This is a genomic window from Halapricum sp. CBA1109, from assembly GCF_009741825.1.
Classification (GTDB): Archaea; Halobacteriota; Halobacteria; order Halobacteriales; family Haloarculaceae; genus Halapricum.
This window is the reverse complement of the sequence record NZ_WPCA01000016.1, coordinates 20389-31868: the sequence shown is the minus strand read 5'-3', so window position 1 is coordinate 31868 and position 11480 is coordinate 20389. Positions and strand designations below refer to the sequence as shown.

The following is an 11480-nucleotide window of genomic DNA, read 5'->3' as shown; positions in this document are numbered from 1 at the left end:
GGCGGTCGATACCGAAACGACCGACAATAAATACTACAAGTCAGTCTTCCTCATCCGCCGAGCGGGTGAACCGGGGCGGCAACAGCGCCTCGAAGTCGTCGTGCTGGAAGGTCCCCAGTTCCGTCCCATCGATGGTTTTGACGTGCGTGAACAGCGTCCCCTCGTCGTATGCCGACGTGGCCATCGCGTCCGCGAGCACGAGGTCGTACCGCATCGCGAGCAGTAGCGTCGTCTTCGAGTCCGAATCGAGCACCTCAAGCAGGAGGTACATGAACCCCTCGACGACGTTGCTGTAGGCCTGATACTGGTCGAGGGCGTTTTCCTCGTAGACCTCGGTGAACTCCTCGGCGTAGTTGTCCGGGAGGACCGTCACGAGGCCGAAGCGCTCGGGGTCGTCGCCGTCGTCGCGGCTGAGCGGCGCGGTCTGAGCGGTCGTGAGCGTGACCGCGTCCCAGCCGTCCTCGCGGCGACGCTCGGCGATTGCCTCCATATCGTCGAGCGTCCGTGACCACGCGTCGGTCTGTCGGCCCGTGTCGTCGATAACGCGGTCGACGTACTGTGGCGTATCGTCCATACAGGACCACGAACGGGGACGGGTATGACTTTTTTGCCGCCTACCCGACGCCGCCAGCGACTTCCAGCAACAGAGAGACGAGCAGCGCCCCCACGCCGCCGAGGAACAGTTTCCCGGCCTGTGAGAGCTGTCGCTTCGCCACGACCGCGGCGTCGAACCACCGGAGCGGCGGGACGGACTCGACCGTCCGCTGGATCCGACCTGTCTGGACCGGGGAACGATTGTCGGGCTCTACGTCCGCCGGCGACCGGGGCCACAGCCGGAAGGTGCCGTAACTGACCAGCGCCCATCCGGCGACGAACAACAACGTCTTCACGCGGACGAGGTCCCCGCCGGTGAGGACCGTGAGCGCGAACGCGGCCGCCGTGACGGCCCCCGTGACCGCCGCGGCGTAGACCACGGCGTCGACAGCCGTGGCTGTGGCGACGGCCACCCTGCTGGACGGGTCGCCGCGGACCGTCATCCGTGGCGCTCGTCGAGGACGTCGTCCGGTTCTCGGTAGGCTTCGGCGTGACGGTGACAGAAGCTCTTCCGACCGGAGACGCTGACGGAGTGGTACTCCGGCTGTATCGGCTCGTCGTCCTCGTCGAACCCGCCGGACCCGTCGGCGTGGCCGTCACAGACGCTCGCGAACTCCTCGGCGAGCAACGCCAGCGCCGCCGCCTCGTCGTCGTTCTCGACGAGGTCCGCCACGTCGTCGAGGACGGACTGTACGTCCTCGGGAACGGCCACGTCGCCGAACAGTTCGTCGTACGTCTCGTCGAGGCTCTTGAAACGCGACTCCCGGCCCAGCAACTCGCCGATGCGTTCCCTGACCGTCCGTTCGGCACGCTCGCGTTCCCGGAGAACCTCCCGGAGCGTGCCGATGCCCTCCCACACCTCCTCGTCGAGGTGTTCGTACTCCGGCGGACGGATACGGACGGGACAACGCGTCGCGAACGGACACCCTTCCGGGGGGTACCGGGGGTTCGGCGGCGTCCCGCGGAGCGTGAACCGCTGTTTCGTGCTCGTCGGGTCGGGTTCGGGGATGGCCGACAGCAGCGACTGGGTGTAGGGGTTGGCCGGATCGCTGAACAGCTCCTCGGTCGGTCCTATCTCCATGATGTGGCCGAGATACATCACCGCGACGCGGTCACAGATGTGCCGGACGACCGAGAGGTCGTGGGCGATGAACAAGTAGGTCAACCCGAACTCGTCTTGGAGGTCCTCAAGCAGGTTGATTATCTCGGCCTGCACGGAGACGTCCAGCGCCGACACCGGTTCGTCGAGGACGATGAAATCCGGTTCCAGCGCGAGCGTCCGGGCGATGCCGATGCGCTGGCGCTGGCCGCCGGAGAACTGGTGGGGATAGCGGTAGTAGTGCTCGCGCTTGAGGCCGACGGTGTCCAGCAGGTCCCGAACCTTCTGTTTGCGCTCGCGCGCCGTCTTCCAGTCGTGGACGTCGAGCGGTTCCCGGATTATCTCGCCGATGGTCATCCGGTCGTTGAGGCTGGACTCGGGGTCCTGAAACACCATCTGGGCGTTCTGTCGCCACTCGTAGAGTTCCTCGCCCGACAGCGTCGTCACGTCGACGCCGTCGAATCTGATCTCGCCGGCAGTCGCCTCCTCCAGTTGGAGGAGCGTCCGGCCGAGCGTCGTCTTGCCACACCCGGACTCGCCGACGAGGCCGAGCGTCTCGCCGCGTTCGATGTCGAAGCTCACACCGTCGACGGCCTTGACGGGCGTGCCGCCGAACAGGCCGCCCTGCTCGTAGTAGGTCTTGAGGTTCCGTACCTCGACCATCGTGTCGCGGCCGGGCCGTTCGTCGGGCGTCACCGTCTCCTGGCTCATTGCTCGTCACCTCCCTGTGCCTCGGCGTGCGAGCGCAGCGCCTCGCCTTTGGTCCGGTCGTCGGGGTAGAGCAGACACGCCGCGGTGTGGTCGTCGGTGTCGGCGTCGACGGGGAGCCTGACCGGATGGATCTGCTCGCACTCGTCGAAGGCCTTGGGACACCGCGGGGCGAACCGACAACTGGTCGCTTTCTCGTTGGGCGTCGGCACGCTCCCCTCGATGGTCCGGAGCCGCTCGCCGGCGTGCTGGCCGGGAATCGACTCCAACAATCCCTGCGTGTAGGGGTGCTTCGGGTCGGCGAACAGCGGTTCGACGCTCGCGCGTTCGACGACCTCGCCGGCGTACATCACGTTGACGTGGTCCGATACGTCGGCGATGACGCCCATGTCGTGAGTGATGAACATGATCGCCAAGTCCCGTTTGTCCTGTAGCTCGGCGAGTAGTTCGAGGATCTGGGCCTGAATCGTCACGTCCAGCGCTGTCGTCGGTTCGTCACAGATCAGCACGTCCGGATCACAGGCGAGCGCCATCGCGATGACCGCCCGCTGGCGCATCCCGCCGGAGAACTGGTGGGGGTACTCTTTCACCCGGCGACGGGCGTCCGGGATACCGACGTCTTCGAGCAGTTCGGCGGCCTCCTGTGTCGCCTCGCGGCCGGTGATGCCGCGGTGGAGCCGCAGGGACTCCTTGATCTGGTTCCCGACGGTGTAGACGGGGTTGAGGCTCGTCAGCGGGTCCTGAAACACCATCGCGATGCGCCCGCCACGGAGGAGCCGCTGTGCCTCGCCGCTCGCCCGCGTGGCCTCGACGAACCCGTCGGTGACCGTCTCCGGGTCGGCGGGGTCCCCGCCCGTGACGAACACGCAGTCGTCCGCGTCGACCATCCCGAACTCGTCACCGTGGCCCGACGCGGCGATGTCCGCGACGGTCACCTCCTCGGGATTGGAGCGACCGAACGCCCGCGGGGAGAGCTCTAGCTCCGCCAGCAACTCCTGTGGGTCGTACTCCGCTTCGAGGTCCGCCACGTCGACTGTCAGGTCCGGGAACTGCTCTGCGTACTCCCGGACGGTCTCGCGGTGTTGGAACCGGACGCTACTCCCCTGGAGAATCCGGCCCGGCGACTCGACGAGCCCCATAATCGACCGGGCGGTGACGCTTTTGCCCGACCCGGACTCGCCGACGATACCGACCGTCTCGCCGGGGAAGATGTCGAAGGTCACGCCGTCGACGGCCCGGATGGTCTCCTTGTCGGTGAAAAACGCCGTCTGGAGGTTCCGGACGTCGAGTATCGGCTGCTCGTCGTCGGCCATCATCCACCACCTCCGCCGGCGGTGGCGCCGGCGTCGCCGCCGTCGACGTCGGCCTCCGGATCGATTGCGTCCCGGATGCCGTCACCGAGGGCGTTGAACGCCAACACGACCAGCGCGATGACGATGCCGGCGATGGTCGAGACGTGATAGGAGTCCGTCCCGATGTACGGCCGGCCGTCGCTTATCAGCCGTCCCCACTCGGGAGTCGGTTCGGTGATGCCCAGACCGAGGAAGGATAGGGCAGACACCGTGATGATGATACCGCCCAGCAGCAGCGAGGCGTAGATCATGATGTAGCTCATAATGTAAGGTGCCATGTGTTTGCGCATAATCTTGCGTGGCGTCTGTCCGTACGTCTTGGCGGCGTCGACCCACTCCTCTTCGGCGACCTGCAGCGAGGGGCCGCGTATCGAACGCCACATCCCCGGCCAGTAGGCGAACCCGAGGATAATCGCCAGTAACACGCCGCCATCCAGTGGTTCCGCCAGCCAGTGTTCGGACTGCTGGAAGATGACGACCAGCATCATCACCAGTACGAGTACCGGGATGGAGATGATGGTGTCGCTGGTGAACACGACGATGATGTCGAGCAAGCCCCGGTAGTACGCCGACAGCAGCGAGAGCATAATGGCGATGAGCGCGCCGAACCCGACGGCAGACAGCGCGATTATCAGCGACGTACGGGCCCCATACGCGAGGTTCGTCGTCATACTCTCGCCGTCCGGTGTGGTCCCGAGGGGCATCCACCGGTCGAAGTCGTCGTAGCTCATCGGACCGACAGTGCCCTGTCCGTCGGACTCGCTCAGGAGGTTCGCCCGGCCCTGATACACCGTCTCTATCTCGCCGTCGTCGTTGAGATACTCGAACTCGTGGTTGTACGGTTCGTAGATGTTGGCGTCGGCCGGGACGGGGCTGATCGCCGGTGCGAACGCCGCCAGCACGACGAACGCGAAGACAATGATCAGGCCGAACATCCCCCAGTAGTGGTTGCGGAACCGCTTGACCGTGTCGTCGCGGGGCGTCCAGTCCGCCTCGCGGTAGTAGGTCCGGTAGACGTTGTAGCCCCGCCAGACCCACGCCAGACAGACGAAGGCGTAGATCCAGACCAGCACGTTCCGGATGGCCCACGCCCACGCGGGCGAGAGCCCCATAAAGGTCCCCTCCCAGCCACCGCCGGGAGTCCGGTGACCGAGGTTCGGGATGAGTTCCCGACTCGTCAGCGTCGGCAGGTCCGAGAGGATGCCGACGCCGGTGACCCACGCGCCGACTTCGGTGTCGACGATGGACCCGACGGGGGTGTAGATCAGCGCGAACGCGACGGCACCGAGTATCGCCGTCAGCGCGAGTCGCTCGCCGTAGATGCGGCGACGCCGCGACATCTCCCGACCGAGGACGTCGTCGAGTCTCACGGGGAGATACCCCTGTAGGAGGGTGGCGACGACGAACATCACCGCCAGTAGCGTCCCGTCGTGGGCGAGGGCACCGACGAGCAGTCCGGGCGTGTCACCGGCCACGCCGGCGACCACGCCCTCGACGTTGCCGCCGATGTACGGGGGAAGGCTGGCGAATCCCTCGATGACGAACACGATAGCCTGCCCGAACACGAGGACGCCGTCGAGGAGTCGGCCGAACTCCAAGGCCACGAGGAAAAGCGCACCCGCGGCCCACAGCAGTGCCGGCCGGGGGTTAGATCGGATCCGTTCGCGGAGCGAGCGGTCGACACCGCTGTCCGCCGGTCCGTTCGCCTCGTCAGTCGTCGGGCCGGATACCTCACTCATTGTTGACACCTACCCGTGGATCGACGACGGTGTACAGGAAGTCCTGGAGGACGTTCAAGAAGACGATCAACAGCGTGAACAGGAACACGATCGACCCCGCGAGCGGCAGGTCCGCCTGCGTGATCGCGAGGAAGTACAACCGGCCCAGACCGTTGATACTGAACACTGTCTCGACGATGACGGATCCTCCGATCAGGATGAACGCCTCGTTGGTGATGATCGGTATCAGCGGGATCAGTGCGTTCCTGAAGATATGTTTCCAGACGATGGTCCTGCTCTTTAGGCCTTTGGCCTTGGCCGTCTCGACGTACTTGGCGTTGATCGATTCGAGGATGGCCGTCCGGCCGATGCGGAGTTCGGCCGCCATCGACGCCGACCCGAGGATGATCGCCGCCGGGAGTATCAACTTGATGTCGACGAGCACTCCCTGTAACGAGTCGAACGCCAGCGACGGCGACTGCCCGACGAGGCTGGAGATGTCCGGCCCGATGGTGTACCAGTCGAAGCCGAACCAGCCACCTCGGGTCCGCCGGAGGATCGCAAGCGCCATCACCGCGAGCCAGAAGTTCGGCATCGCCAGCCAGAGGATGCCGCTCACTGACGCGACGTAGTCCCCGATAGTGTTCGGACGCAGACCCGCGTAGAACCCCAGCGGGATGCCGATGAAAAGCGGGAGCAGGATGGCCCAGAACCCGAGCCACACCGTCACCTGCACGGTCGAAGCAATGGCCTCGGCCACTGGCTGGCCGGCCCGCGTCACCCACGACTCGCCGGAGAACGTGATCAGATCAGTCATAAACCGGATGTACTGATCCCACAGCGGTTCGTTGAGGCCGAGTTGCTCCCGGAGTCGGGAGGCGTCGGCACCGCTGGCCTGTGGCCCCAGCCTCGCGGCGACCGGATCGAGCGGCCCCTTCCGCAGGATGATGAACAGGAACGTCATCACCGAGAACAGGATCGGTACGGCCAGCAACAGTCGTTTGAAGAAGTATCGCCAGCGGCTCATCGCCGCTCACCCGTTGTGTCGTGTGCTCTCTGGGTCATGTATTTGTATGTAGGAAACCGCCGGAGGGATAAGTTCCGCGGGCGTTCTCAGGAGTCGCTATTCTCGGACAGTTCGGTGTGCCAGTCGAGGTAGTAGCCGTTGTTATCGGCCGGCATTCCGGAGGTGTCGGTGTTTTTCGGCTCGAAGCCGAAGTGACCGTAGGCGACGCTCTCCCAGGACCAACCCCAGCCCAGCGAGTACATCTCCAGATTGCCTTCGTAGCCACGGCTGACCAGCGTCCCGAACTGTGCCTCTTCGAGTTCCATCTCGACACCGTTACCGGATAGCTTGTCCCGCAACAGGCCCGCCGCGTCCTGGTAGGTGTTGCTCACGTAGGTCGTGCAGGTGATCTCGAAGGGGTCGTCCTCCGTGTACCCCGCCGACTCGAGCACCTCACGAGCGCCGTCGATGTCGGTCTCGTTGGGACTGAAGGGGTAGCTGTCTTGGAACTCCTCGTAGCCGTCCTGTCCGGTGGGCCAGATTCCCGGCGGCGTGAAGCTGTAGGCCGGGACGCCACGGCCCGCGAAGACGTCGTCGACGATTTCCTGCTGGTTCAGTACGTACGCGAACGCCTGCCTGACCTCGATGGGGACGTTCCCCGCGTTGAAGCCGAAGTATCGCGTCACCAGTTCGGGCAACCCGAGGTAGTTCACCGTCTCGCCGTTCTCCAGTTCGCCGTAGGTCCCGACGTCTCGACCGCGGTCGTCCGCCGAGGCGTCGATCTTGCTCGGGTCGTAGTAGGAGGTCGGGATCCCGAAGATATCCGCGTTCTGCTCGACCGCGTAGGTGAACAGGGCTTCGGGGTCCTCGATGATTGCAAAGTGGACCGAGTCGACGCTGGCGACCTCGTCGTGGTAGTCCTCGAAGGTCGTCAGCCGGACCTCGTTGTCTATCTCGAAGGTGTCCATCTCGAAGGGGCCCGTCCCGTCGGTGGCCGTGACACGGAAGTCCTGGTGGGCGACCTCGCCCTCGTAGCCCTCGACGTCGCCGACCTTCCCCTCCGGGATGATCGAGAAGGCCGTGTAGGTGAGGACGTCCATCACCGCCGGGTTGGGGTTGCGAACCTCTAACTCGACTGTGTAGTCGTCGACCGCTTCGACGGCCAGCGACCCCGGAACGACGTTGCCCTCGTCGTCCGTCTCGTGGACGGCCCCGACGCCGTCGGGACTGGAGAGCATGAAGTTCGCGCGGACGCTGTTCTCGGACTCGGTCATCCGCCGCCAGGAGTATACCACGTCGTCGGCGGTCATCTCGCCGCTCTCGTGGAACTGGACGCCCTCCTTGAGGTTGAACGTGTACGTCGTCTGGTCTTCGGAGAGTTCGAACCCTTCGATGAGCTGGTTCTCCATCTCCGGGACGCCGTTCGGATAGGTGACCAGCGGTTCGTATATCTGCGTGATGACTGTCGAACTCGCCTCGTCGTCGGACTCTATCGGGTCGACGTGGGCGTGCGTGCTGTTGGTCCGGTTCAACTCCGTGTCGCCGTTGGTCAACTCCACGGTGTTCAGTTGCTGGAAGGACTGCCCCAGCGCACCGATCTTCGGCACGTCGACGTAGTCGTACCAGAACCGCTCGCTGAAGTCGTGCATGAAGTTCAGCACGATCACGCTGTTCCGTACCGCCTCCTCGATGTCGAGATAGGCCTCGTTGCGGGTTTCTTGGGCGTCCGGCCCCGGATTGTCGACGACCGTCTCCCACGCCTCTTGGGCCTGATCAGCCCACTGTGAGGCGTCTAGGGAGACGTCACCGGTTCCCGACGAGGTCGTCGTCCCGTCGCCGCCACTGTCGAGGAAGGCGGAACACCCTGCGAGGCTCGCTGCCGCGCCGCCGCCCATCAGCGAGAGCATCTTTCGTCGCGTACTTCCTGACTTATCGCCTGAATCTGGCATATAGGGTCCATTTTAACACAGAGGCTAAAAAGCTACCGCTGAAGGCGAATATATTCGACATTCAGAAAGAGAAGATTCGACACATAAAATAAAACAAAAGCAATGTTGGTAATTGACTGTAACTATTATTAATACGAAAGATGGGGCACTATCATTGTTCAATTTCCACTTTCGGCCGGTGTCGAAAGATATGCTTCTCGGGAATAGAATAGCTCAAATACATAATCGCTACCGGCGCAGTTTGCCCGTAGTATCGCGCCCGTCAACGAAACTCTCGGAGCGTGGTCTGTCGGGGCGAGCGCTGCTGGCGGTCCCCGTCGGTGTCGCCGTCTCCGAACCCGTCGAGGCTGACCTGTCGGCGGTCGGTAAAGGAGAGGTTCGAGACGCGGACGCCGACCTTCCGGACGCGGTCGTCGGCGAACTCACCGAGCAACTCCTCGGCGATGGCGACCACCAGATCCGGGTCGTCGACCGGACCCGACAGCGACCGGGCCCGCGTGTGTATCTCGTACGGCGGCGTGACCACCTTGACGCCGATGGTCTGATATAGGGCGCCCTGTCGCGTCGCGCGGTCGGCGACCGCCGTGGCGAGCCCCCTCGCTCGCTCGCGCACCCGGTCGAACTCCTCGACAGCGCCGTCGAACGCCGACTCCCGCGAGAGGCTCTTGGGGTCGCCTTTCGGCGTGACCTGCCTGTCGTCCTCGCCGCGGGCGAAGCGGTATATCTCCCGGCCGCGCTCACCGAACCGCTCGGCCAGTCGGTCCGGGTCCGCCGCCGCGAGGTCCCCGGCCGTCTCGATGCCCATCGACCGGAGCGTCCGCGCGGTCACCGGGCCGACGTTGTGGACCGCCTCGACGCCCATCGGCGCGAGAAACGACGCCACCTCGCCGGGTTCGACTACGACGAGTCCGTCCGGCTTGTCGGCGTCGCTGGCTATCTTCGCCGCAGACATCGTGGGTGCAACGCCGACGCTGGCGACGACGCCGGCCTCCCGTTCGACGGCCGTCTTCAACTCCCCGGCGAAGCCCTCGGCGGACGCCCACTCCGTCCGGTCGGTCACGTCGAGGTACGCCTCGTCGATGCTGACCGCCCGCATCACGTCGGCGCTCTCCGCCAAGACGGACTGGACAGAGTCGCTGACCGACTCGTAGAAGGCCATATCCACCGGCCGGTAGAACGCCGACGGGCCGTCCTGCTCGTCGCCCGCGCGCCGGGGCAGTATCTCCAACGCCTCCGAGATGGCCATCGCGCTCTCGATACCGTGTTCGCGGGCCTCGTAACTGGCCGTCGCGACGGCGCCGACAGTCTCCTCGGGCTCGTAGCCCATCCCGACGACCAGCGGTTCGCCGCGTAACTGCGGCTCGCGGAGTCGCTCGCAGGCGGCGTAGAAACAGTCCATATCGACGTGACAGACTATCTGCTCGGGTTTCGTTTCGGTGCCGGGCAGTCGTCTGTCGGGCATATCTGAGGGGTAGGACGGCCGAAAGGTGAAAGTCACGTCTGACGTGGAAGGTGCCGGCCGAACCCCGTCGAAAACCGCACGAACCCGCGGCGGACTGCCGCGGGGCGAACAGTTCGTGGACGGTGCCAATCCCGAGTGTTCGCGATGGTGGTTCCCATCGGGAGCCTCTCGGAACGAGGTTCCATATGTATGTGATTGCCACACACACTTGAACATTGCCCTCGGTTTCGGCGGTCACGCACTCGAAAGAGAAGGGGACTGTCTCAAGCGACCGGGTCGACGAGGTCTTCGAGGACCGATCGCGGGTCGTCGGCCTTCGCGACGCCGCTGGCCAGCAGGACGCCCGTCGCGCCCAGATCACCGGCGGCGTCGACGTCGTCGCCGTCGGAGATGCCGGCACCACAGTAGACGTCGACGCTCTCGTCGACGTTGGCCGCGGCCTCGACGGCGTCGGTGACGATGTCGGGGTCGGCCGTCGCCACGGAGACGTCGCCGCCGATGAGTTCCGGCGGTTCGACGGCCACGGCGTCGGGACCGAGCGCCGACACGGCACCGATCTGTGCGGGGTTGTTCGCACAGACGCAGGTCTCCAGATCGGCCCGTTCGGCCGCCTGTACCGACGCGTCGATGTCGGCCAGTTTGAGGCGGTGCTCGGAGTGGTTGATCAGCGTGCCGTCCGCACCGGCTTCGGAAACGGTTTCGGCGAGCGTGTGGCCCGTGTTCGACCCGTAGTCGATTGGGTCGACGTGCTGGGCCCACGTCTCGACACCGGTCTCGGCGACGGCGCTCAGGTGTGCGGCCTGTGGCGCGACGCCGACGCGGACGCCGCTGTCGTCGGCCACGTCGGCCGCAGCGCGGGCGACGTCGATGTGATCACAGGGGTACGTCTTCAGGTTGACGAGAACGAACATCACTTACTACCCCACCCGCCCGGGGAAAATAGGTTTCGAGTTGGAGCCGTTCACGAACGTTCAATACACCGCGGCTATATTGTGCGGGACGTGAGCTCTCCCACGCCCGACCGCGGGACGGTCCTCGTCGTCGAGGACGAGAAACACCTCGCCGACCTCTACACCGAGTACCTCGCCGACGTCCATACCGTCCGGACCGCCTACGGCGGTTCCGAGGCCATCGATATGCTCGCGCGGGACGTCGACGTAGTGCTGCTCGACCGCCGGATGCCGGTCGTCTCCGGCAACGAGGTGCTCGCGGCAATCGAAGACTCGGAAGTCGATCCGCAGGTGGCGATGGTCACCGCCGTCGACCCTGACTTCGACATCATCGACCTCGGCGTCGACGACTACATCGTCAAGCCGGTGAGCAAGGCGGCTCTCCGGGACGTCGTCGACCGCCTGCTGACCATCGCCGAGTACAACGACCGCGTCCAGCAGTTGACTTCAAAGCGCCTCACCCGGAACGTCCTGCAGGTCGAGAAACCCAAATCGGAACTGGAAAACAGCGACCGGTACGCGACGCTGGAGGCCGAAATATCCGACCTTGAATGTGAACTGGACGACCTCGCAGAAGACCTCGAAGAGGACGACATCGTCCGCCACCGCTGACTGAACCCGTTCGCCCCCACGCTCGGGACG

At 65.0% G+C, this 11480-nt stretch carries 10 protein-coding genes; 1 reads left to right on the top strand and 9 read right to left on the bottom strand.

The annotated features are described in order from the left end of the window. Positions 1-40: 40 nt before the first annotated feature. The 9 genes from GJ629_RS03430 to tpiA all read right to left on the bottom strand — a co-directional run bounded on the left by GJ629_RS03430 (position 41) and on the right by tpiA (position 10799). Entirely contained in the window at positions 41-574 is a 534-nt protein-coding gene (locus GJ629_RS03430; RefSeq protein WP_157511762.1) for a hypothetical protein, read from the bottom strand. 40 nt (positions 575-614) lie between these two features. Further along, entirely contained in the window at positions 615-1037 is a 423-nt protein-coding gene (locus GJ629_RS03425; RefSeq protein WP_157511761.1) for a hypothetical protein, read from the bottom strand. Further along, positions 1034-2404, bottom strand: a complete 1371-nt coding sequence (locus tag GJ629_RS03420) for an ABC transporter ATP-binding protein (protein ID WP_157511760.1) — start codon at positions 2402-2404, stop codon at positions 1034-1036. The genes GJ629_RS03425 and GJ629_RS03420 overlap by 4 nt, the downstream gene beginning before the upstream one ends. Continuing rightward, the gene (locus tag GJ629_RS03415) at positions 2401-3714 is read right to left on the bottom strand and encodes an ABC transporter ATP-binding protein (protein WP_197428405.1); all 1314 of its coding nucleotides are present in this window, start codon (positions 3712-3714) and stop codon (positions 2401-2403) included. The genes GJ629_RS03420 and GJ629_RS03415 overlap by 4 nt, the downstream gene beginning before the upstream one ends. Beyond that, positions 3714-5492, bottom strand: coding sequence for an ABC transporter permease (locus tag GJ629_RS03410; RefSeq protein WP_157511758.1), 1779 nt, complete (start codon positions 5490-5492; stop codon positions 3714-3716). The genes GJ629_RS03415 and GJ629_RS03410 overlap by 1 nt, the downstream gene beginning before the upstream one ends. Further along, positions 5485-6498, bottom strand: a complete 1014-nt coding sequence (locus GJ629_RS03405; protein ID WP_157511757.1) for an ABC transporter permease — start codon at positions 6496-6498, stop codon at positions 5485-5487. The genes GJ629_RS03410 and GJ629_RS03405 overlap by 8 nt, the downstream gene beginning before the upstream one ends. A gap of 86 nt (positions 6499-6584) precedes the next feature. After that, positions 6585-8426 (bottom strand): ABC transporter substrate-binding protein, encoded by a 1842-nt coding sequence (locus GJ629_RS03400; protein ID WP_197428404.1) that lies wholly within the window; start codon positions 8424-8426, stop codon positions 6585-6587. Between the two features lie 262 nt (positions 8427-8688). Further along, positions 8689-9888, bottom strand: a complete 1200-nt coding sequence (gene dinB, locus GJ629_RS03395) for a DNA polymerase IV (RefSeq protein ID WP_157511756.1) — start codon at positions 9886-9888, stop codon at positions 8689-8691. Between the two features lie 263 nt (positions 9889-10151). Then, positions 10152-10799 carry a triose-phosphate isomerase gene (gene tpiA, locus GJ629_RS03390; protein WP_157511755.1) on the bottom strand — a complete coding sequence of 216 codons (648 nt, stop codon included), beginning with the start codon at positions 10797-10799 and terminating at the stop codon, positions 10152-10154. A 90-nt stretch (positions 10800-10889) separates the two neighbouring features. Here tpiA and GJ629_RS03385 point away from each other — a divergent pair, with 90 nt between their 5' ends. Then, entirely contained in the window at positions 10890-11450 is a 561-nt protein-coding gene (locus GJ629_RS03385) for a response regulator (protein WP_370515769.1), read from the top strand. Positions 11451-11480 lie beyond the last annotated feature (30 nt).

Coding starts and splice junctions, on each gene's coding strand:
- tpiA (WP_157511755.1), bottom strand. CDS start 10,799: ATGTTCGTTCTCGTCAACCTGAAGACGTACCCCTGTGATCACATCGAC.
- GJ629_RS03425 (WP_157511761.1), bottom strand. CDS start 1,037: ATGACGGTCCGCGGCGACCCGTCCAGCAGGGTGGCCGTCGCCACAGCC.
- GJ629_RS03405 (WP_157511757.1), bottom strand. CDS start 6,498: ATGAGCCGCTGGCGATACTTCTTCAAACGACTGTTGCTGGCCGTACCG.
- GJ629_RS03430 (WP_157511762.1), bottom strand. CDS start 574: ATGGACGATACGCCACAGTACGTCGACCGCGTTATCGACGACACGGGC.
- GJ629_RS03420 (WP_157511760.1), bottom strand. CDS start 2,404: ATGAGCCAGGAGACGGTGACGCCCGACGAACGGCCCGGCCGCGACACG.
- dinB (WP_157511756.1), bottom strand. CDS start 9,888: ATGCCCGACAGACGACTGCCCGGCACCGAAACGAAACCCGAGCAGATA.
- GJ629_RS03400 (WP_197428404.1), bottom strand. CDS start 8,426: ATGCCAGATTCAGGCGATAAGTCAGGAAGTACGCGACGAAAGATGCTC.
- GJ629_RS03410 (WP_157511758.1), bottom strand. CDS start 5,492: ATGAGTGAGGTATCCGGCCCGACGACTGACGAGGCGAACGGACCGGCG.
- GJ629_RS03415 (WP_197428405.1), bottom strand. CDS start 3,714: ATGGCCGACGACGAGCAGCCGATACTCGACGTCCGGAACCTCCAGACG.